This is a genomic window from Microcoleus sp. N9_B4, from assembly GCF_036701635.1.
In the GTDB taxonomy this organism is placed as follows: domain Bacteria; phylum Cyanobacteriota; class Cyanobacteriia; order Cyanobacteriales; family Microcoleaceae; genus Microcoleus.
Map to the genome: position 1 here is coordinate 107,870 of NZ_JAUBRC010000015.1, position 22,608 is coordinate 130,477.

13 protein-coding genes are annotated in these 22,608 nt (G+C 46.0%); 7 read left to right on the forward strand and 6 right to left on the reverse strand.

Annotated elements, in window-relative coordinates; genetic code table 11:
* The first annotated feature begins 73 nt into the window (after positions 1–73).
* Positions 74–1,090, forward strand: a complete 1,017-nt coding sequence (locus QUA43_RS12595) for a glycoside hydrolase family 104 protein (protein WP_333374259.1) — start codon at positions 74–76, stop codon at positions 1,088–1,090.
* A gap of 80 nt (positions 1,091–1,170) precedes the next feature.
* Here QUA43_RS12595 and QUA43_RS12600 read toward each other — a convergent pair whose 3' ends face one another.
* From QUA43_RS12600 to QUA43_RS12610, 3 genes are all read right to left on the reverse strand, one after another.
* Positions 1,171–1,887, reverse strand: a complete 717-nt coding sequence (locus tag QUA43_RS12600) for a DevA family ABC transporter ATP-binding protein (protein ID WP_333374261.1) — start codon at positions 1,885–1,887, stop codon at positions 1,171–1,173.
* Between the two features lie 315 nt (positions 1,888–2,202).
* Positions 2,203–3,387, reverse strand: a complete 1,185-nt coding sequence (gene devC, locus QUA43_RS12605; RefSeq protein WP_333374262.1) for an ABC transporter permease DevC — start codon at positions 3,385–3,387, stop codon at positions 2,203–2,205.
* A 64-nt stretch (positions 3,388–3,451) separates the two neighbouring features.
* Positions 3,452–4,879 (reverse strand): HlyD family efflux transporter periplasmic adaptor subunit, encoded by a 1,428-nt coding sequence (locus QUA43_RS12610; protein WP_333374264.1) that lies wholly within the window; start codon positions 4,877–4,879, stop codon positions 3,452–3,454.
* 115 nt (positions 4,880–4,994) lie between these two features.
* Between QUA43_RS12610 and QUA43_RS12615 the strand changes: the two genes are divergently transcribed.
* Positions 4,995–5,603, forward strand: coding sequence for a TetR/AcrR family transcriptional regulator (locus QUA43_RS12615; RefSeq protein ID WP_333374266.1), 609 nt, complete (start codon positions 4,995–4,997; stop codon positions 5,601–5,603).
* A gap of 87 nt (positions 5,604–5,690) precedes the next feature.
* On the opposite strand, the gene QUA43_RS12620 is transcribed toward QUA43_RS12615, so the two are convergent.
* Positions 5,691–6,839, reverse strand: a complete 1,149-nt coding sequence (locus tag QUA43_RS12620; RefSeq protein ID WP_333374268.1) for a flagellar assembly protein H — start codon at positions 6,837–6,839, stop codon at positions 5,691–5,693.
* An 11-nt stretch (positions 6,840–6,850) separates the two neighbouring features.
* Positions 6,851–8,362: a mechanosensitive ion channel domain-containing protein gene (locus tag QUA43_RS12625; RefSeq protein ID WP_333374270.1), complete on the reverse strand. Its 1,512-nt coding sequence runs from the start codon at positions 8,360–8,362 to the stop codon at positions 6,851–6,853.
* Between the two features lie 988 nt (positions 8,363–9,350).
* Here QUA43_RS12625 and QUA43_RS12630 point away from each other — a divergent pair.
* The gene (locus QUA43_RS12630; RefSeq protein ID WP_333374272.1) at positions 9,351–13,481 is read left to right on the forward strand and encodes a PAS domain S-box protein; all 4,131 of its coding nucleotides are present in this window, start codon (positions 9,351–9,353) and stop codon (positions 13,479–13,481) included.
* A 5-nt stretch (positions 13,482–13,486) separates the two neighbouring features.
* Positions 13,487–14,815, forward strand: a complete 1,329-nt coding sequence (locus tag QUA43_RS12635) for a response regulator (RefSeq protein ID WP_333374274.1) — start codon at positions 13,487–13,489, stop codon at positions 14,813–14,815.
* Between the two features lie 19 nt (positions 14,816–14,834).
* Here the strand turns inward: QUA43_RS12635 and hpsU are convergent, their stop codons facing one another.
* Complete coding sequence (hpsU, locus tag QUA43_RS12640; protein WP_333374276.1) at positions 14,835–15,512, reverse strand: hormogonium polysaccharide biosynthesis acetyltransferase HpsU; 678 nt, start codon at positions 15,510–15,512, stop codon at positions 14,835–14,837.
* Between the two features lie 55 nt (positions 15,513–15,567).
* Between hpsU and QUA43_RS12645 the strand changes: the two genes are divergently transcribed.
* The 3 genes from QUA43_RS12645 to QUA43_RS12655 form a co-directional block, all read left to right on the forward strand.
* Positions 15,568–16,362 carry a cation diffusion facilitator family transporter gene (locus QUA43_RS12645; protein ID WP_333374278.1) on the forward strand — a complete coding sequence of 265 codons (795 nt, stop codon included), beginning with the start codon at positions 15,568–15,570 and terminating at the stop codon, positions 16,360–16,362.
* 315 nt (positions 16,363–16,677) lie between these two features.
* A complete protein-coding gene (locus QUA43_RS12650; RefSeq protein WP_333374280.1) occupies positions 16,678–17,427 on the forward strand; it encodes a sulfotransferase in 750 nt (249 codons plus the stop codon).
* A 133-nt stretch (positions 17,428–17,560) separates the two neighbouring features.
* On the forward strand, positions 17,561–22,608 hold a 5,048-nt coding region (locus tag QUA43_RS12655), incomplete at its 3' end, for a DUF4347 domain-containing protein (protein ID WP_333374282.1).

Genomic DNA, 22,608 nt, shown 5'->3' on the forward strand with positions numbered 1-22,608 from the left:
ATATTTCAACCTGAACTGATATCAGGAGGTACTTTTGTACGCATCAAAACATCTGGGAAGCCACCTGCTCCCTATGTCAGACATGGAGCTAATTCGCCTGTGGGTAAACCGCAAATCCCCCCGCAACCGGCGCTTTAGCTGGCAGGCGGCCAACCATTTTCGAGTGTTTGTCGCAAAACCGCTGGCACAAGTTACTCTGACAGATGTGGAGACTTTCGCCACAGCGATGAGAGCTCGGAAACTTCCACCGCGTTTCTACCAGCAAACCTTGCTAGCGCTGAAATCGCTGTTCGCCTTCGGCCAGCAAACGAAAATTTTGCCCGCAACACTCCCCCTTCACCGGTGGCCGGTTCTGCGCCGGAATCACTCCAAACTCCTTCGTTTTCAACTTTCTTGGGGTTTCTTAATCTGTTTGTGCTTTTTCTTAGGTCGAATGACGCCGAGGCTGCTGTGGGGACAATCGGTCTCGGCAGGAATCTCGCCCACCCCGAAACGGCTGCCGGAAGTTGCGGCGCTCGATTCACCAGACAAAGGAGAGGATAACATCAAGCGCGATCGATCGCCGGAAACTGCCACCCTGAATTCACCAGAGCCCAGACAGGATAGCAGACTCGATAGCATCGGGCCCGAACGTCGAGTCAAAGCCTTTCTGGACACCATCGCAGCCGCCGAAGGAACCGCTAGCCCCGACGGCTACCGCACCCAGTACACCGGTACAAAATTTGTCAGCTTTCAAGATCATCCCAGGGAAATGAGGTGTGGCCGCCGCTATGGCAAAAAACTCTGTTCCGACGCTGCGGGGCGATATCAGTTTCTCAGCACAACTTGGGACAGATTTGCCAAAAAATTTGGCGTCCGCGATTTCAGCCCAGAAAATCAAGATTGGATGGCTATAGAGTTAATCCGAGAAAAAGGTGCATTAGAAGATATAGAAGCGGGTCGATTGGAGCCAGCAGTCAGAAAACTCGCTTACATCTGGCCTTCTTTTCGCCGTTATGGCGGTTCTGTGGAATCCTCAATCCCCAAACTTGAAGCAATGTACCTGCAAAATTTGGGGATTTACCGGCAAGGATTGGTTGTTAGCAATTAGTTCATTGTTATGGGTTATTTGTTATTTGTTATTAGAACCAACAAATAACAACCAACAAATAACAACTAACTAATAACTATTTATGCTAATTTTCCATCTTCCATGTGAACGATGCGATCGGCAATATCCAAAATTCGGTTATCGTGGGTTACTAACAGAATAGTACAGCCCTGCTCTTTAGCCAGTTGCTGCATCAAATTCACCACTTCGCGACCGGATTTGCTGTCCAGGGCGGCTGTTGGTTCGTCAGCTAAAACAATTTGTGGTTGACTGACCAAAGCGCGGGCGATCGCAACTCTTTGTTTCTGTCCTCCCGACAAATCATCTGGATAATAGTTAATCCGCTGTTCCAGTCCTACTAACTCTAGCATTTTTGCAGAGCGATCGCGCATTTGGGAACGCGACAAATTGCCGTGAACTTCCAAACCCATCTGCACGTTTTGTAGCGCCGTCAAACTGCGGTGCAAGTTGTGCGCCTGAAAAATATAGCCAATTTTCCGCCGCGCCTTTACCAATTGGTCTGAACTCGCTTTGCACATTTCTTGACCGAGAATTTTGAGACTTCCCGATTGACCGGATCTAAGCCCGCCAATCAAAGTTAAAAGCGTAGTTTTTCCCGAACCGGAAGGCCCAGTCATTAGCACAATTTCACCTGCATTAATGTCGAGATTAATGTCAAAAAGTACCTGTTTTCGCAGTTGACCTTGACCGAAGTAGTGGTCGAGTTGGTGCGCGGAAATTATAGGTGCAGGAATCTGTAATGCGTTGGTTGTTGGGTAGAGAGTAGTAGAGTTCATAACTTTTTGGTCTGAGGTTTTAGATTAAAGAATAAATCGCTTTCGTCGCCGACAATGCAGATAAAAAACAAGAGAATGATTACAAAAAATATGTGTGTAGTCAGAACTTGAGAGCCATCCTCAATCATTTGTGAATTTCTTACTCCCTCCCCTTGATAAGGGGAGGGTTGGGGTGGGGTAAAAAATTTACGACTCATTTATGATTGCTATATACAAAATCACGCTTGAATACCCCTTTATTCTTTAGTCCGCGTCGGCGGACTTCGTTTGTGTAGTAGCGGTTTCAACCGCCGAATCTTATTGATTCATTTTCCCTTAAAACATATCTGCCGGGTCGGCTGCTTGCAGCTTGCGAGTAGCAATTGCTCCCGAAATAGTGCACATAATCACGTTCAAAAGTAATACTATAAATGCTCTAAGCAGCGTCATATAAAGCGGTAAATTTGTGGCTTGGCGAGTTAAAGAGTAGAGGCCGAAAGAAACTCCTACTCCCGGCAAAAAGCCAAGGACGGAAAGAATTAGAGCTTCTTCAAAAACGATGCCGAGTAAATAAACATTGCGGTAGCCCATCGCTTTGAAGGTAGCGTATTCTCCCATGTGGTCGCTGACATCGGTTGAGAGAACTTGATAAACAATAATGACACCAACTACAAAACCCATCGCGACGCCTAAATTAAACACAAAGCCGATCGCAGTATTCTTAGCCCAATAGTTTTTCTCAAAATCGATAAATTCTTGTTTGGTTAGTACCTTGACATCCTGCGGTAAATATGCTTTCAAAACTTGTTGAACTTCCACGAGGTCAGCACCGGGTTGCAGTTGAATTAATCCGGCATTGACACTCGCGGCGTTTTGTCTCGCAAACAGGCGCAGGTAATTTTGATCGCTAGTCATCAAAATACCGTCGGCGGCAAAAGATGCTCCAACTGTGAATAAACCGCTGACGTTAATTGTGCGTCGCTCTACCTCAGCTTTAACGGCTTTGCCTTCAGCGATTTGGGCGATCGTTGCTTGGTAGTCTCCCCTAGAAGCTCGATCGAACAACACAGTATCCGGCAACTTAATCGCGCTCAAATTTTGGTTAACTTCTGGAAGCGCAAACGCCGGGTGGTTGGGATTGAAACCCACCACCATCAGCGACGTTTCGCGCCGAGTTTCGGGATTTTTCCAGTTAGCAATTTTCACGTAAAGCGGTTCGGCTGATTTGACACCCGGTACGTTCATTGCTTGATACAATCGGCGTCTGGGGAAGGAAGACAAATTAATCAAATTGCGCGCTTGGGGGTGAATCAAAACTAAGTCTGTTTGCAAGCTTTGATGCAGCCGCGTATTGCTGGTGTAAAGGGCATTTTGAAAGCCTAACTGCATGAACATCAAAACGTCTGCAAAGGCAATTCCTGCTACTGCAACGAGCATTCGCCCTTTGTCGTGGCTCAGTTGCAACCATCCGAGGGAAGTTCTGCGTCTTAATTGTTCTAAGGGTTTGATTAGTGCAATCATAAGATTTTAGATTTTAGATTGGTGATTTTGGATTGAAGAAAGCGACCCGGCGGTTTAAGTCTTCTTAATCTTTAATTTCGCCGATCGCCACTTTGACTTGCAAATTGGTTAATCCCGCTACTTTCTGGCTGGAAGCTTCATCCAAGCGCACTTTTACTTCCACAATTCGACTATCAATATTCGCAGAAGGATCGGTGTTAACAATGTTTTGCCGCTGCACTTGCAAACCAATGTGTTCGACAGTTCCCCGCAATTCGCCCGTCAAAGCATCGCTAGTAATTTTGGCGGTTTGTCCGAGGCGTACTTTGTCCACGTCGCTTTCGTAGATTTCCGCCACAGCCAGCATCTCGCGAGTTTGTCCGAGTTCGACAATGCCGTCGTTTCCGACTCTTTCCCCCGGATGCGTGTGAATTTTCAGGACTTGGGCGTCTCTGGGAGCACGGATGTAAGCTAGATCCAGATTGGCTTTGGCTTGTTTGGCGGCTGAAGCGGCGGAACTGACTTCGGCGGCGGCTGCTGCTATGTCAACGGGACGCACTTCGGCGATGCGATCGAGATTTGCTTTGGCTTCGTCGATTTGCTGTTGTCGAGATTGCTCAACTTGGCTGAGTTTGGCTTGGGCTTCGTTAATCTGCTGTTGGCGGGATTGTTGAATTTGATTTAGTTTGGCTTGGGCTTCGTTAATTTGTTGTTGGCGGGATTCCTGAATTTGATTCAGTTTTGCCTTTCCTTCGTTGATTTGCTGTTGGGCTGTTTCGGCGGCGAGGCTTTTGCTGTCGCTAGTTGAAGCGGAAATTGCTCCTTGTTCATACAGTTGGGAGTAGCGCTGATCCTCGCTTATGGCGTTGCGGAGTTCGGCTTGTAGACGGGCAATTGTGGCTTGTTGGGTTTGAATTTCACCTTGCTGTTCGGCCCTGATGCGGGCAATTGTGGCTTGTTGCGCTGCAATTTCGGTGCTGCGATCGATTTCTAGACGCGCCACGATCGCTTGTTGCGCTGTGATTTCGTTGCTGCGATCGGCTTGTAAGCGGGCAATGGTGGCTTTCTGGGCTTGAATTTCGCCGTTTTTGGCTCCAGCTTTGACTTTTGCTAGGTTTGCCTCGGCGACGCGCACTTGTTCTTGAGCTTGGTCGAGGGCTGCTTGCAGGCGATCGCGGCTGTCCAAAATTGCGATCGCCTGACCTGTTTTCACCCTGTCTCCTTCTTTGACTAAGAGTCGATCGATCCGGTTTCCTTCCGCTGCACCGGAGGCGGAGACTTTAATTACTTCTCCTCTGGGTTCCAGTCGCCCCAAGGCTGTAACTGTGGTTAATTGGGAAGCTGCGACGGCTGCTGCTGCGGCTACTGCGTTGGGATCGGGTATGCGCGATCGCCAGATCGTGTAGCCTGTGGTTCCCGCTGCCCCCAGGGTTGCTACTGCTGCCACAACTAGGAGTTGTTTAACTAGGGATGGAGTTGAGGATAAGCCGTCCGCTGTTGGTTGGTGTACCATGACATACCTCTTTGTGAGAAAATAAAACTAAACGGTTTAGTTCCGATATCTTCTAATACTAAACCGTTCAGTATAATGATGTCAAGAGCCCAAATAAAAATTACAGAAGCAAGGTATGGCAAGGACAAAACCGATCGAAGCAGACGCAGCAGGAGGTGACAAAACCGAGCAAATCCTGCAAGGTGCGATGCAAGAATTTTTAGCCCATGGCTACGCGGGGACGAGTATGGACAAGGTAGCGAAGACGGGGGGAGTTTCCAAAGCCACGGTTTACAGCTATTTTCAAGATAAAGAAGGATTATTCGCGGCTTTGGTACAGCGGCTGGCGCGAGAAAAAGTCCATTTTACAATTCTGGATGAAGAACCCGCCGTAGCGCTGCGATTCGCTGCCACAACTATATTGGATCAGGCGACCCAGGAACCTGAATATCTCAATTTTGTGAGGTTAGTGATTGCGGAATCAGGGCGTTTTCCCCAGCTAGCGCAGACTTTTGTGAAAAACTTAGCTAAACCGGGTATCGAGCGGCTAGCGGAATATTTGGCATCGCATCCAGAGTTAAAATTGCCCGATACCGAGGCAACGGCGCGGATTTTTATCGGAGCTTTGGTATATTTTCAGTTAATGCAGCATATGATGCACGGTAAAGAAATTATCCCAATGGAGCGCGATCGATTGATCGATGGTCTGCTGCACTTGATTTTACCCCCGCAGTCCAATTCCTAAGTGCGATGACAAAATCTAGGAATTTTATTTGACGATTATTTAAATGCCATAAAGAGCGAGATCCCTTTATGGCTGCGATCGCAGGTTTTAGTCAGGTGTTTTTCCTAACCTTTCCCTCAATTCCTCAGCCGATAACTGCGGCAGTTGTTCTACAAACAATGTCAATTCTGCCACAGGCAATGCCAATAAATTAGTAACGGCTGTAGGCAGAATATCGCCCAATTCAGGCGATCGTATTTGCAACGCACTTTCAGCTAACAATTTAACCGCTGCTTCCCGCCCCGATTCATCGACTGTCAGCATCGATATTGCCAGCAACAGCACTGTAAATTCCGCTGCAGCTAACTTGGATATTGGAGATAGAAAAGCAGTCATTTTTGGACTTAATTCTCCAAATCTAACTCGCAGAAAATTTTCTAAGATTAAGCGCTGTTGTTCTTGTCTCCCTTGTTCTAGTCCTTGTTCTAGCCCTTGTTCTAGCCCTTGTTCTAGTCCCTGTTCTAGTCCTTCTTCTCTAGCTTGTTGCTGTGCTGCTTGTATTTGTTGTTGAAAAAGTGGTGCAATGGCCATAATTAACTCCCGCTCTTCTGGCTCTAATTCTTGTGGCGCATCGGTTACTAAATTTGACTGTAACCGATACAGCAATTCTAGCGCGATAATCCGCAACGGATCGTCTGTTGCTAAAGCGCTCAATTGGGAAATAGCCCTTTGCTGCACTCCCCCTTTGCCCAAAATCCTCAACCACAGGGTGTCGGGAGTTTCTGGCAACTGGTGAATCGCCACAATTGCAGTCCGCAAAGATTCACCCAAAAAATAAATTCCCTGCATCCAATTCTCTGTGTCTGGTATCGCATTAAAGCTATCTACCAATGCTTTCGATGCTGTGGGCATCAAAATCCAAAGTTTGGGTAACTGAGCATCATCATAGCGAGTATTTTCTCTCCTAAATTTTCGCTCCAATTCACCTCGCACGTCCAATAACTTGCCCAGACAGCTACAAATTTCGCTGACGTTTGCCGGATTGCGAAACGGTTCAAAAATTGCAGTTGTGCTTGCCATTTTTCCCAACAATCCCAGAGTTTCTGAGTATTCTGGAATTCCGGTGCTGGGAGTGAAATAAACATCGATTTCTCGGACTTCCGAAGTCACATCGCGACCGATATTAACCGTTCCGATCGGCGAAAGCAATTCTTCCAGAAATTCTTTGGCAAAGAGATCGTGAATAAATCGCGTCATAAGAAATTATTTCAAACACTAAATAGATTTTTTAGCCGTTTTCTCACCCATTCTACAGGATTTTCATCCTCTTCTGCTGCATCTACCAATTCCATTTCTCGCAATAATTGCTGTCTCTCGCTGAGTTCTTCTTTGTGTTTGACTATTTCTTTGATAATCTGTTCAGATAAATCCGGTCGTTCAGTTAAAACTTTCTGGAAGCCTTCTTTATTGATTGCAAACAAAATTGTTTCTTCCAAAGCTCTTACCGAAGCAGTTCTGGGGATTCCCAACATCAAAGAAAGTTCCCCGAGAAACTGACCAGTACCGAGGTTATTCAGATGTTTGTCAATAGCTTCTACAAAAACTTCTACTGAACCTGAAAGAATCATATAAAAAGCATCTCCGGGGTCGTTTTCGTGAAACAAATATTCTTGCGATCGCAGCCGTTTGCGGTATCCAACTTCAATCAATTGCCGCAATTCAAGATCAGTCAGGTTTTCAAAGTATTCTACCTCTCGTAGCAAACAGCTAAGGGACGATGGCTTTTTCAGTTTCTCTGCAAAAATTGGCGGTTTTTGCTCATTTTCCGAGTAACTGTTCGGGAGGTCAATTGCAGTTTCTTTTTTGTTGAACATTGACAACAGAACTTCGGGGTTTTGCAAATAAATTTCTCTGTCATTGAACGGAAATTCGATTTTCTGGTGGCGGAAATTGTATTCAATTGCAAAATTCAAAGAACTTTTAATTATTTCTCTTTCAGTCGGCTTGTCCGTCCAAACTAAAAGTTCAAATTTAAAACTATCATCACCAAACTCGACAAACAATACTTTCGGATTCGGTTCGTACAAGACTCCAGCTTCTGCGTAAGCAATATTTAACAGAGTTTCTGTCACTAACAGCGGGTTACTATTCTCCGCTACTTCTACGGGAACTCGCAGACAGAGTAGGGAGTTTTCGTAACTCCAATTAACAATTTTGTTGCTAATCATTTTGCTGTTAGGAACTATGACGCTAGAGTCTTCAGTGGTTTGGATGATGGTCGATCGAATCGAGATTTTTTTGACGATTCCCATTAATCCTTCTAATTCCACAAAGTCTCCGACTTTCACAGGCCTGTCTAAAAGTAGCGTTAAGCCGCTGACAAAATTAGTTGTTAAATCTTGGATTCCGAAGCCGATTCCGACTCCCAATCCCCCCGCAACAACTGCAAAAGAAGCGAGGTTGAAGCCGATGCTTTGGATGGCGACTATCACCCCCAAAGCTACTATTAAATACCCAATAATTACTGCGATTGCCTCCCGATTTCCCTCGTCAATTCCCAGTCGGACTAACAAGCGTTCTTTAAGAAAGTTTGTAAAAGATCGTGCTATCACAAGGATAGCCATAAACAATACAATCAGTTCCACCAGTGACTGCAAGGATACTGGATTTTCACCTATTTTAAATAGGGTAGTGGTAAATATTTGCGAGATCTGTGTCAATACTTCTTCGGGTATTGTATTTAATTTAAATTCAGCCAAGAAGGTTTTTTGTGTGGTCATTTTTTAAGGAAAGTAGTATAAAATAAAGTTCTCAGTACCCAATGTAAAAATACAATACTGAGATCGTTATCATAAATTTTAACCTGTTTTTAGAGTAAAAAAAGTGAAGTCGTTAGATAGAGATGTGGTTCCTCATAATACGCAGTTATCCCTCTTGCCAATTTTTCGGATACCTGGTCTTCGCAGGCCTGCGGTTAGTGTGCCACTTTTTCGCGATCCGAGAGCCGACTCATCTATTGTTAAAGCGATCGCTCTACTAACTTTAGTCAACATTAACTCGATTCGATTTTATCATACTCTCCACTATTTTTTTTTGAAGTCCCGTTATCAACTTAAGCAGGGATTATTCAATGACTATTTAAGTGGACAAGTCAAATATCCAAGTATTACAATGATTTTAACTGGTGGGAGAGATACTGCTATTACTCTGCCAATTGCGTCCGTCTTGTGTATTTCTAAGTGAAAATTTAACCGATCTAGCTAAAATTGATAACGTTCCAAGAATACTTGGCCTTCTACCGACATGGCGGACAAACTATAACTTAATCGCATTTGTCAATCCGTAATTTTACTTAAAATGCTGCTTGTTTAGGAGTGGAAAATTGGCGATTTGAGGGTAGGTGGGCATAAATATGGCGATCGCCATGATTCCTCGATCGCCCAAATCTTAGTTTCCCCCCCCAAAAAATCTGAGTAAATTATGAGCATAATTGCTGATTGACAAATGCTTCCCTAGCTTAGGTTGTCACCAATGTACTACCCATAGGATTGATTAGCAATAGAATTGATGAGAAATAGAAATACTTGGCGATACATCTGAATAATTAAGGGAAATAGTGTCGCAAGGGATACATATATCGCAGATTGAAAGCCTAATTGTCGCGCTAATGAACGTTTTCTTCAGTACCCAAATAGGAAAAAAGGAAAACCTTGCGAGCCCGTAATTGGAAAGAAGTTCTAGAATTATAGCTGAAATCCACTAGCCAACATGAGCAAATTCCCGCCAGATAAAAACCAACCGCCACAGCAAGAGAGCACAACAGCACAGGTATTGCGACAGGCTCACTTCGACGCTTTTTTTGCAGGTGCCAACGCCGGACTGATGATTTTAGACCGCCAACTCCGGTACGTCCAAATTAACGAAGCTATGGCAGAGATCAATGGCATTTATGTGGCAGACCATATTGGTAGGTCGCTGTGTGAAGTGCTGCCTGAATTGGCTGCGACGGTGGAACCAATGCTGCAAGGCATTCTGGATACGGGCAAGCCAATTCTCGACTATGAAGTAGTGGGTGAAACTCCGAAACAACCGGGCATCCTGCGCTATTGGCAAGCATCTTACTATCCTTTGCGGGATGAAAATGACCTGGTTTTTGGTGTTGGTGCCCTTGTAATTGAAGTTAGCGATCGCAAGCGGGCAGAACAAAAGCAGGCACGACTGACGGCAATTTTGGAAGCAACTTCCGACTTAGTAGGAGTTGTGGATGCGGCTGGGCATAGCGTCTATCTCAACAAAGCCGGACAGGAAATGCTGGGGATGCCTCCAGAGGAAGCACGATCGCCGTTTACTATAGATTCTGTATTAGCTCCCTCGGCACAAGCAAAGTTCCACAACGAAATAATTCCCACCGCCTTGCGAGAGGGTAGGTGGGCGGGTGAAATCCTATTTTTGTCACGCGATGGGGAAGAAATTCCAGTCTCCCAGGTTTTGATCGTTCACAAAACCGCAGCGGGTGAAGTCGAGTTTATTTCCACTATTGTGCGGGATATTCGCGAACAGCAGGCTGCGCTGCGCGATCGCAAAAAAGCAGAGGAAGAACGGCAATTGCTCGCTACAACGATCGAGAATAGCCGTGACTTTATTGGCGTTGCCTCAATGGAGGGTCGCCCTATACTGGTGAATCAGGCGGGTCTGGATTTGGTGGGACTCAGTAGTTTGGAGGAAGCCAAAACCAAACACATTACCGACTTCTTCATGGCAGAAGATTTGGACTTTGTACAGCAGTCTATTCTGCCTGTAATAATGCAAGAGGGAAGTTGGCGGAGTGATTTCCGCTTCAGACATTTCCAGACAGCTCAACCCATCCTGGTAGATTACACCCTATTTCTGATTAAACATCCAGAGACTAATGAACCCGTAGGGATTGCCAGTATTACGCGGGATATTCGCGGTCGCAAAACCGCAGAAGATGTCCTCAAACAAAGTGAAGAACGGTTTCGTTCTTTGATGGAAGCCACTGCTCAAATTATTTGGATCTGCAATGCGGACGGCGAAATGGCGATCGAGCAACCTACTTGGAGTGCATTTACAGGACAGACATTTGATGATTACAAGGGAGGGGGTGGGATCAAGGCTATCCATCCAGACGATCGCTCGTCTATGGTTACTGCCTGGTCAACTGCTATTGCTAATCGATCGCTCTATGAAGTTGAATTCCGTATGCGCCGCTATGACGGCGAATATCGGTACATGAGTTGTCGTGGTGTACCAATTCTGAACGCGGATGGTTCAATTCGGGAATGGGTTGGGGCTAATACAGATATTACCGATCGCAAACAAGCTGAAGAAGCTTTGCGCCAACAGCAAGCTGCGCTGCGCGAACGCAACCTCTTGCTGAGCTCTATTTTGGAAAGTACGCCAGACATAATTGTGGTTAAAGACCGGGAAGGCCGATATGTTGCCCTTAATTCCGAGGTAGCAAACTCCTTTTACGGTAGACCCATTGAGCAAATCATCGGCAAAGATGATTCGGAACTTCTTCCTTCTGCTACTGCCGTTGTAATAATGGCAAAAGACCGCGAACTCATGGAAGCAGGCATTACTGAAACCTACGAAGAAGAGGTTTTTAATGGTAAGGAGACCACTTCTTTTTTAACAACAAAAGCCCCTTGGCGAGACGCTCAGGGCAATATTCTCGGCCTGATCGCCATAGCGCGAAATATTAACGATCGCAAACAAGCGGAAGAAGCTCTGCGCGAACGCAACGATCTGCTGAACTCGATTCTGGAAAGTACGCCAGACATCATTGTGGTTAAAGACCGGGAAGGGCGTTATGTTGCCATGAACTCCAATTTGGCAAACTTCTTAGGCAAGCCAATTGAGGAAATCATCGGCAAAGATGATTGGGAATTACTGTCGCCTGAGAGTGCTCGTGAAATGATCGCAAAAGATCGCGACATCCTGGCAGCAGGAATCACTGAGATTTACGAGGAAGATGTCTCTCAGGGTGAAACCACTAAGACGTTTTTGACGACAAAGGCTCCTTGGCGGGATGCTAATGGCAATATCCTCGGCATCATCGGCACTACACGAGATATTAGCGATCGCAAACAAGCGGAAGATGCGATCAAACAAAGCGAAGAACGCTATCGTTCGCTAATCCTTGCCTCGTCCCAAATTGTCTGGACAGCGGATGGTGAAGGAAGATGCCCGGATCAACCGAGTTGGAGAGCTTACACCGGACAAACCGAAGCTGAGGTAATTGGTTTGGGCTGGTTGGATGCAATTCACCCGGACGATCGCGAACGAACGAATCAGGTGTGGATGGAAGCAGTGCAAACGAAAAGCCTGTATGACATAGAATACCAAATCCGCGCAGCGGATGGAAACTATCGTTATTTTCAAGTTAGAGGCGTACCCATTCTGAATGAAGATGGCAGCATCCGGGAGTGGGTTGGCATTTGCACCGATATCCACGATCGCAAACAAACAGAAATCGTACAGGCAAAAGCCAAGGAAGCCGCAGAAGCAGCTAGTCGGGCTAAAAGTGAATTCCTTGCCAACATGAGCCACGAATTGCGGACTCCCCTTAATGGCATCATGGGATACGCACAGATTCTTCAGCGTTCCAAAGTCTTGAATGAAGAAGAGCGATCGCGCATTGATGTTATTTATCAGTGCGGTTCGCATTTACTGACCTTAATCAATGATATTCTCGATTTGTCGAAGATTGAAGCACAGAAAGTGGAACTCATGCCCACGGATTTTCATTTCCCGGCGTTCCTGCAAGGTGTCGCAGAAATGTGTCGCATCCGAGCTGAACTAAAGGGAATTCACTTCCATTTTCCATCAAGCCCCGAACTCCCGATCGGTATTCGTGCGGATGAAAAACGCTTGCGACAAGTGTTAATTAATCTTTTAAGCAATGCTATTAAATTTACGGATGAGGGCACTGTTACTTTTATAGTCAGTTTTGCCACAGAAGAAAAAATTCGCTTTGAAATACGCGATACAGGTACCGGTATTGCACAGGATCAACTCCAAGCTATCTTTCAGCCCTTCGAGCAGGTAGGAGATCGCAGGCGGCAGACGGAAGGTACGGGATTGGGACTGGCAATTAGCAAAAGGATTGTAGAACTAATGGGCAGTACCATTCAGGTTCAAAGTGAGATGAATGTTGGCAGTATTTTCTGGTTTGATGTCAATCTATCTCAAGCCGATGAATGGGTGAAAACTTCTCAAGTTGACCATCGCGGGCAGATTATCGGCATCAAAGAGCGCCAACCTAAGATTGTGGTTATTGATGACAAATGGGCTAACCGTTCGGTAATTAGCAATTTGCTCAGTCCGATCGGCTTTGAGGTGTCTGAAGCGAACGATGGGCAGGAAGGCTGGGAAAAAATTCTGGAGGTGCAGCCAGATTTAATCGTTACCGACTTACTAATGCCTGAACTAGATGGCTTCGAGCTAATTAAGCGGGTTAGAGAATCGGAAAATTTCAAAGACATCATCATTATTGTATCTTCTGCCAGCGTATTTGAAACCGATCAATACAGAAGTTTAGAAGCAGGAGGCAACACTTTTATTCCCAAACCTGTTCAAGCCACGGAACTCCTGCAAAAAATACAACAGTATCTTGATTTGGAATGGGTTTATGAAGCTAATGAAGAGCCACTGGCGATCGGCTCAGACACCAACGAGCTAATTGCCCCGCCTGCTACAGAAATGGAAATGCTATACGAGCTGGCTATGAAAGGAAATTTTTTACAAATAGTTAAGCAGGCGGTATTACTTGAAGCAATAGACCCAAAATACATTCCCTTTGCTAAAATATTGCATCAGATGGCAAAGGACTTTCAAGACGAAGAGATTTTAACGTTTATTCAGTCCTACAAGTAAGGTTTATGAATTCAGAAATTCAAGCACATGGTACGATTCTTATAGTTGATGACAATTCAGCTAACTTAGGTGTATTATCTGATGCCTTAAGCCAAGAAGGATTTGAAGTTCGGGTTGCGAAATCTGGAAAAATGGCACTAGAGCGAGTCAAATATGCTCTACCAGATCTAATCTTACTAGATGTCATGATGCCAGAGATTGATGGATTTGAAACCTGTCGTCGATTACAGGCTAATCCAGAAACTAAACAGATTCCCGTTATATTTATGACTGCGCTCTCGGATACGGCAAATAAAGTTGAAGGGTTTCAGCTTGGGGCTGTAGATTATATTACCAAACCCTTCCAACAGGAGGAAGTCTTAGCTCGTGTCAAACTGCATTTAAAGCTTCATGTTCTAGCCGATAAATTAGAAGAAAAAAATACATTACTGGAGGAAAAAGTTAGAGAAGTCAGCCAAGCCTACGGTGATTTACAACAAATGCAACTTAAGTTAATCCAAAGCGAGAAAATGTCCGGCTTAGGCCAAATGGCGGCTGGGATTGCTCATGAAATAAATAACCCTATAAATTTCATCTCTGGCAATCTGGGTTATGCCCAAGAGTACGCTCATAACTTACTAAAAATTATACACCTTTATCAAGAAGATTATGTAAATCCCACCCCTCGAATTCAAGCAGCTATGGATGAAATAGAACTGGAATTTCTGGAGGAAGATTTTATAAAAGTTCTTAACTCAATCAACTTAGGAACGCAGCGCATCCAGGAGATTGTCAAGTCTATGCGAATCTTTTCTCGCCTGGATGAGGCAGACGTGAAAGCAGTAAATATTCATGAAGGAATTGATAGTACACTCACCATCCTGCATCATCGTTTAAAAGCAAAACCCGAGCATCCTGAGATTGAACTAATAAAAAATTACGGTCAGCTTCCACCAGTAGAATGCCATGCCGGACAACTCAATCAAGTGTTCATGAATATTCTTTCCAATGCCATTGATGCTTTAGATGAATCGAATCAGCAGCGTTCCTTTGCAGAAATGAAACAACACCCGAACCGCATTCAAATTTCTACAAAAGTCATTGACGAGAATTGGGTTGCTATTCATATTAGTGACAACGGTCGGGGAGTTTGCGAAACTTTACAACAGAAACTATTTGACCCTTTTTTTACCACCAAACCTATCGGTAAAGGAACTGGTTTGGGGTTATCTATCAGTTACCAAATTATCGTTGAAAAGCATGGGGGCAGATTATACTGCCAGCCTGGATTAGGAAAGGGAATAGAATTCGTCATTGAAATTCCTATTCGGCAGCAAGCTTGTAAAGCTGCTTAGTTTCCCGGTGCAATGTCTCTTACGAACTTTGGTTAATTTCTCGCTGACAGCGGGGACGACAAGGTGTTCCTGTGCAAATAAAGCCTGCTGGCATATTTTTAAAGACGCTGCTGCGAGCTCCGATTAAAGCGTTAGCACCGATTTCGACACCAGGGCCAATGAAGCAGTCGGCGGCAATCCAAACGCCGTTATTAATGATCACAGGTGCTGTGATTAAGCCAAAGGCGGGGTCTTGAGGGTCATGAGTGCCGGTGCAGAGGTAGCTTTTTTGAGAAATGACGCAGTGTTTGCCGATCGCAATTCGATCGAGACTGTACAATACAACATCATCTCCGATCCAACTGTAGTCTCCGATTGCAATTTTCCAAGGATAGGTAAAACGAGCCGTAGGGCGGATAATTACCCCAGAACCTATTTTCGCTCCAAATAACCGCAGCAAGCCGCTTCTGATGCCGTTAAAAGGGTGTGGAGTGAGGGGAAATGCGATCGCCTGGACGAACCACCAAACCAAAATTAGCCAAGTAGGCTTTCCTCGATCGAACTTTGATTGGTTGTACAGCCGCAAATCAACCAAAGATTCCCCTGTTAAAATATTTGCGTGATTGTCGTTAATTGGACGATCGTTTATTTCAGAATTTGGGGAATTTGCGCTCAAATTTTCCGGATATTGGTTTGGATTTGGTATATAATCGGTCATTGATAGTTAATTTAATGTTTAATTTAAAATCGAGTTTAACCTTAAGGACTGCTGCATGATATTTCCAGTGAGGGACAATTTTGAGTCTGAAAACGCCAAGGAACTCGCACAATGCGAGAATACAAATCCCAGAATTGGCAAAGTGCGACTTTTACAAACAGCATTGGTACTGCTTAGCAGCTTTTTTGTAGCAGAGTTAATCGCCGCACTTAATTCTCATAGTTTGTCCCTATTAGCAGATGCGGGTCACGTTTTTTCAGATGTAGCCGCTTTAGCAATAACTTTGACAGCGACTTGGTACTCATCACTAAAAAGAAGTAAACCTGTAGATTGTGCGATCGCACGATCGCCAATCCCGGAACGAGGGGAAATCATTGCTGCTTTAATTAATAGTATCAGTTTAGTTGCGATCGCCCTGTGGATTGCAGGAGAGTCGATCGACCGCTTGCTGTCTCCAACCCCCGAAGTAGAAGGGCTGCCGATGTTAATTACCGCCATAGTCGGTTTAAGCATCAACTCAATCAATGCTTGTTGCTTGCATTCCTGCTGTCACGGCGACTTGAACCTCAAAAGCGCGTTTCTCCACGCAGTTGCCGACATATTTTCGTCGGTTGGAGTAATTTTAGCTGCGATCGCCGTAGCGTGGCTGCACTGGAATTGGGCTGACGGCTTAATTAGCTTGCTAGTCTCTGCATCAATTATTTTATTAACTCTACCATTGCTAATCGAAAGCATTCAATTACTGATGGGAAAAGTATCAGCAATATCCGCCAGTCAACAGCCTTGCGATTGCGAAAAAGTCAGCGCCGAAAAACTGCTTTTCCCCTCACTAGAAGAACTGATCGAGTAACATCTCTTCATCCGCGTTCATCTGCGTATATCCGTGCCGATCCGCTGCCATCTGCGGTTAAAATTCCCAAGTAATGCTGAACTCATGGCAAAGATCCTACTTTTCCGACTTTACGATCCGACTTTTCTGACTTTACAGAGGCATGGGCCCGAAGCAATGATAGAGACAGGGAAAGTAAACCCACGATGTCTAGATTGTAAAGATATCGTAAACCAGCAGAGTTGTGTTGCGGAGTATATATAAAAATATGCTATAAAAGATATGTCTTTAGGATGATACATTTAAGTTGTAACCACCAATTCCCACGCGAGGCCAGTGAAAGCCCACTTCATATCAGGACTTCCCCGATCTGGCTCTACTTTACTTGCAGCATTGCTACGGCAAAATCCTCGTTTTCATGCAGCTATGACTTCCCCAGTTGGGGGTTTAGCTGAGCGAATGTTGGAAGCTATGAGCGAAGATAATGAGTTTTCGGTGTTTATTTCGGCACAACAAAAACGGGCGCTGATTCTGAGCATCTTTTCGGCCTATTATCACCCGCAAGCTGACCAAGAAGTAATCTTCGATACTAATCGCCTATGGTGCAGCAAGTTGCCATTAATTCTGGAATTATTTCCCCAAGCAAAAGTAATCTGCTGTGTCAGAAATATTGCCTGGATTATGGATAGCATCGAACTGCTAATTCGGCGCAACGCCTTTGACATTTCCCGGTTATTTAATAATCCAGCCGAACGAGCTACAGTTTATAGCCGCACCGAAGCATTAAGTCAAGGTTCGCGTTTAGTGGGTTATGCTTATAACGCCCTCAAAGAAGCATTTTACAGCGAACAGAGTGCATCTCTCCTATTGGTTGATTACGATTTATTAACCAAAGGGCCGGAGAAAACGATGTCGTTGATTTATCAATTTCTCGGCGAAGAGCCTTTTGAACATGATTTTAATCATGTTGAATATCAAGAGCCGGATTTTGATAATAAACTGCAAACAAAAGGGTTACATCAAGTTCGTTCTCAAGTTGAGTTTAAACCGAGAACAACAATTTTACCTCCCGATTTGTTTGAGTGATGGCTTATCTTTTTGGACAGAGGCTACAAATAGCCGCGCTAGTGCGATCGTAGCAAAAGCCAAATAAACCGTCAAACCTTGACCGTGACTGTAACATTGACAACACTAAGTAAAAATCAACGGGTAATCTACAATGACCAACCAAATAATTTTCGTGGACTCCTCAGTACAGGACTATCAAAGCCTAATTAACAACGCCGATGCCGCTCAAATTTTCATTTTAAATGAAAATTTGAGCGGCATCGAACAAATTACCAATACCTTAGCCAATCAAAAAGATATTGAATCTGTACAGATACTTTCTCACGGTAGCGAAGGCAGTTTAAAACTCGGTACTGATATACTCAATGAGAAGGATATAGAAAATTTCAACACTCAGCTAAAACAGTGGGGAAATTCCCTGACTGAAAATGGCGACATCCTCTTATATGGATGCGACGTAGCCGCCGGAGAAACTGGCAAGAATTTTGTCAAACGATTGAGCGAACTCACCGGGGCAGATGTCGCAGCCTCTAACGACTTAACCGGAAATCAAGCATTAGGGGGTGACTGGGATTTAGAAATAGTAACAGGCGAGATAGAAGCTGCCGTGCCCTTTAATCGGGAGGCGATGAAAGATTATGAATATACACTAGCTAACTTTAATGTCACCGTAGCAGCAGATGATGGCACTGGCACTGTAGCAGGCACATTAAGCAAAGCCATTTTAGATGCGAATGCCGCAGCCGGGGATGACACAATTACCCTCAGCACAAATGTCACTGTTACAGGGGTGATGCTGACCCTAGTTAACAGCAACATTGATTTTATTGGCAATAACTTTAGTGTCGATGGCGGTAATGCTTTTCGTCCCTTCTTTGTCAAGTCGGGAACCGTCAATTTCTCCAACATGACTGTCACCAACAGCAAAGCCCAAGGAGGGAGTAGTTATCGAGGTGGTGGCGGTGCGGGTATGGGTGGCGGTTTATTCGTCTATGATGGCACTGTCGGTATCAACAACGTTACTTTTAGCAATAACAGCGCGATCGGCGGTAATGGTCAACAAGCAGGTTTGAGCAACGGTGGTGCCGGAATGTTCGGCAACGGTGCCAACCTTGGCGGCGGCGGGCTATTTGCAAGCAGCACTAGCACTGCTGGTGCTTATGGAGGTAACGGCAATTACGGCGGCGGTATTAGCGCTTTCGGCGGCGGCGGTAGCTACGTCGGCGTCGGCGTCGGCTTCGGCGGCGGCTTCGGCGGCGGCGGCAGCGATGGAAGTTTCGGCTTCGGCGGCGGCGTCGGTGGCTTCGGCGGCGGCGGCAGCTACGGCGCTTACGGCGTTTACGGCGGCTACGGTGGCGGCGGCGGCGGCAGCGATGGAAGTTTCGGTGGTAGCAGCGGCGGCGGCTTCGGCGGCGGCGGCGGCGGCACCGGCGGCACCGACCTCGGCGGCGGCGGCGCTGGTATGGGGGGTGCCATCTTCATCCGCACGGGCTCTTTAACCCTCAACAACGCCACCTTCAGCAGCAATACCGCCACAGGTGGCACGGGTTTCAATGCTGGCCAAGGCAAAGGTGGGGCAGTTTTTGCCATGCAGTCCATCAATGCCGACCCGGTTAATGGCAGTACCCAAGGAATGCCCTCTACCTTACCTACTGTCACCACATTTGGAGCCACCTTTACCGGCAACACCGCCTCCAACCAAGCTGGCACTCCCGGTGCTAACACTCCCAGCGGTGGTGTCGGCAATAGCCAAGACAATAACGATGTTTACGGCACTATTACTGGCAATACTTCCCCCGTCCTTGCCGATACCGTTGTCACCCTCACTGCCATCCTAGAAGATGCAGTTGCACCCACTGGCGCAGTCGGCAACCTCATCTCATCTATTGCAGCCATACCTACAAACATCACCGACCCCGACACTGGCGCAGTAGCAGGCATCGCCATCACCGCCGCCGACACGACTAACGGCAGTTGGTTTTACACCATAGATGGCGGTACTACTTGGACTGCTTTGGGCGCAGTATCCAATACCAATGCTCGCTTACTAGCAGCAGATGCGAACACCCGCATCTACTTCCAACCTAGCGCCGACTACAACGGTACTGTCACCAACGGCATCACCTTCCGCGCCTGGGATAGCATCTCTGGCACCAACGGCGGCACCGCTGACACTAGCACCAACGGCGGTATCACCGCCTTCAGCACTCTCACCGACACCGCAGATATCACCGTTACCGCAGTTAATGACATTCCCAGCTTCACCGCTACCAACCCAACCGCAGTTAATGAAGACGCAGGAGTGCAAACCGTAGCGGGTTGGGCAACATTCAGCCCAGGAGGGGGTGCGGATGAAGTCACACAAACGGCCACATATACCGTTAGTAATATCGGGACTCCTGGCTTATTTGCGGTGGCTCCAGCCATAGATGCCAACGGTCAACTCACCTACACTCCTGCGGCTGATGCTAATGGTACTTCCACCTTTGATGTTGCAGTTCAAGATAACGGCGGTACTGCTAACGGGGGTGTTGATACTTCCGCAGTACAAAACTTTACTATTACTGTTAATTCTGTTAATGACAAACCCAGTTTTAGTAACGCTGGCGACCAAATTTTAACAGCTTGGACAAACACAGTTCAAACAGTTAGTAACTGGGTAAATAGTGTTACTTTCGGCCCCGCCAATGAATCAACTCAAACAGTCCTCAACTACTTGCCTATTACTAACAACAACAACACCTTATTTACAACTCAACCAAGTGTAGCAACCAATGGCACACTGACCTACACTCCTAGCGGTAAACCCGGTACTGCTACCGTAACTGTGCAACTTCAAGATAACGGCGGCACAGCCAATGGTGGTGTTGACCTTTCCGACATAGCTACCTTTAATATCACCATTCCCGTACCGAAAGTTAACCTCACTGCCAGCACAACTACTGCTAGTGAAGCCGGGAAAACAGCTATTACTTTTACCGCTACTGCCGAAGGTAATGTTGTCGGCGCTCAAACCATTGATTTAGCCTTAACGGGTACTGCTAGTGCTGCTGATTTTACTGGTGCTATTCCTACTCAAATAACCATCCCAGATGGCAGTAATACGGGACAAGTAACTATCACAGTTAATGATGATTTTCTTGTCGAAGGTACGGAAACAGCTACTTTAACAATTAGCAACCCGTCAACAGGGGTAGCATTAGGAACTACCACTAACCAAAGTGTGACGATTGCTGATAACGATACGAAAGGCATCACTGTCACACCCACCACAGGATTAACCACCACCGAAGCCGGGGGAACTGCTAATTTTACAGTAGTTTTAAATAGTCAACCAACGGCCGATGTCACCATTCCATTAACTAGCAGTAACACCGCTGAAGGTACGGTAGATAAATCCAGTTTAACTTTCACAGCAGCTAACTGGAATGTGGCACAAACAGTCACAGTTACAGGAGTAGATGATTTAGTAGTCGATGGGAATATTGCCTACAACATTGTCACTGCGGCGGCCACCAGTACCGATACTAATTACAGTGGTGTTGATGCTGCTGATGTTGCAGTTACTAATAGTGATAACGATACGAAAGGCATTACTGTCACACCCACCACAGGTTTAACTACAACTGAAGGCGGAGGAACTGCTACATTTACAGTACAATTAAACACTCAACCAACGGCTGATGTTACCATTCCATTAACTAGCAGTAATACCGCTGAAGGTACGGTAGATAAATCCAGTTTAAGTTTCACAGCAGCTAACTGGAATGTGGCACAAACAGTCACAGTTACAGGCGTAGATGATTTAGTAGTCGATGGGAATATTGCCTACAATATCATCACTGCTGCTGCTACGAGTACCGATACTAATTACAACGGTGTTAATGCTACGGATGTTGCAGTTACTAATACTGATAACGATACGAAAGGCATCACTGTTACACCCACCACAGGATTAACAACTACGGAAGCCGGGGGAACTGCTAATTTTACAGTAGTTTTAAACACTCAACCTACAGCCGATGTCACTATCCCATTAACTAGCAGTAACACCGCCGAAGGTACGGTAGATAAAACCAGTTTAACCTTCACTTCGGCTAACTGGAATGTGGCACAAACAGTCACAGTAACGGGTGTAGATGATTTAGTTGTTGATGGGAATATTGCCTACAACATCTTAACGGCTGCGGCCACCAGTACCGATACTAATTACAACGGTGTTGATGCTACGGATGTTGCAGTTACTAATACTGATAACGATACGAAAGGCATCACTGTTACACCCACCACAGGATTAACAACTACGGAAGCCGGGGGAACTGCTAATTTTACAGTAGTTTTAAACACTCAACCTACAGCCGATGTCACTATCCCATTAACTAGCAGTAACACCGCCGAAGGTACGGTAGATAAAACCAGTTTAACCTTCACTTCGGCTAACTGGAATACTCCCCAAACAGTCACAGTAACGGGTGTAGATGATTTAGTTGTTGATGGGAATATTGCCTACAACATCTTAACGGCTGCGGCCACCAGTACCGATACTAATTACAACGGTGTTGATGCTACGGATGTTGCAGTTACTAATACTGATAACGATACGAAAGGCATCACTGTTACACCCACCACAGGATTAACAACTACGGAAGCCGGGGGAACTGCTAATTTTACAGTAGTTTTAAACACTCAACCTACAGCCGATGTCACTATCCCATTAACTAGCAGTAACACCGCCGAAGGTACGGTAGATAAAACCAGTTTAACCTTCACTTCGGCTAACTGGAATACTCCCCAAACAGTCACAGTCACCGGAGTAGATGACTTATTAGTAGATGGCAGTGTTGCTTACAATATTGTCACTGCTGCTGCTACCAGTACCGATACCAATTACAGCGGTGTTAATGCCGATGATGTCGCAGTTACTAATACTGATAACGATACCGCACCAACACCCCCACCAACCCCTCCGGAAAAACCCGCACCCGCACCCGCACCCGCACCCGCACCCGCACCGACACCCGCACCGACACCCGCACCGGCACCCGCACCGGCACCCACACCGGCACCCGCACCCGCACCGGCACCCACACCGGCACCCGCACCCACACCGACACCAACGGAAACACCGACACCAACGGAAACACCGACACCAACGGAAACACCGACACCAACGGAAACACCGACACCAACGGAAACACC

What these genes read in the sequence shown, in the direction of transcription:
- QUA43_RS12595 (WP_333374259.1), top strand. Translation starts at nt 74, where the DNA reads ATGTCAGACATGGAGCTAATTCGCCTGTGGGTAAACCGCAAATCCCCC.
- QUA43_RS12600 (WP_333374261.1), bottom strand. Translation starts at nt 1,887, where the DNA reads ATGAACTCTACTACTCTCTACCCAACAACCAACGCATTACAGATTCCT.
- devC (WP_333374262.1), bottom strand. Translation starts at nt 3,387, where the DNA reads ATGATTGCACTAATCAAACCCTTAGAACAATTAAGACGCAGAACTTCC.
- QUA43_RS12610 (WP_333374264.1), bottom strand. Translation starts at nt 4,879, where the DNA reads ATGGTACACCAACCAACAGCGGACGGCTTATCCTCAACTCCATCCCTA.
- QUA43_RS12615 (WP_333374266.1), top strand. Translation starts at nt 4,995, where the DNA reads ATGGCAAGGACAAAACCGATCGAAGCAGACGCAGCAGGAGGTGACAAA.
- QUA43_RS12620 (WP_333374268.1), bottom strand. Translation starts at nt 6,839, where the DNA reads ATGACGCGATTTATTCACGATCTCTTTGCCAAAGAATTTCTGGAAGAA.
- QUA43_RS12625 (WP_333374270.1), bottom strand. Translation starts at nt 8,362, where the DNA reads ATGACCACACAAAAAACCTTCTTGGCTGAATTTAAATTAAATACAATA.
- QUA43_RS12630 (WP_333374272.1), top strand. Translation starts at nt 9,351, where the DNA reads ATGAGCAAATTCCCGCCAGATAAAAACCAACCGCCACAGCAAGAGAGC.
- QUA43_RS12635 (WP_333374274.1), top strand. Translation starts at nt 13,487, where the DNA reads ATGAATTCAGAAATTCAAGCACATGGTACGATTCTTATAGTTGATGAC.
- hpsU (WP_333374276.1), bottom strand. Translation starts at nt 15,512, where the DNA reads ATGACCGATTATATACCAAATCCAAACCAATATCCGGAAAATTTGAGC.
- QUA43_RS12645 (WP_333374278.1), top strand. Translation starts at nt 15,568, where the DNA reads ATGATATTTCCAGTGAGGGACAATTTTGAGTCTGAAAACGCCAAGGAA.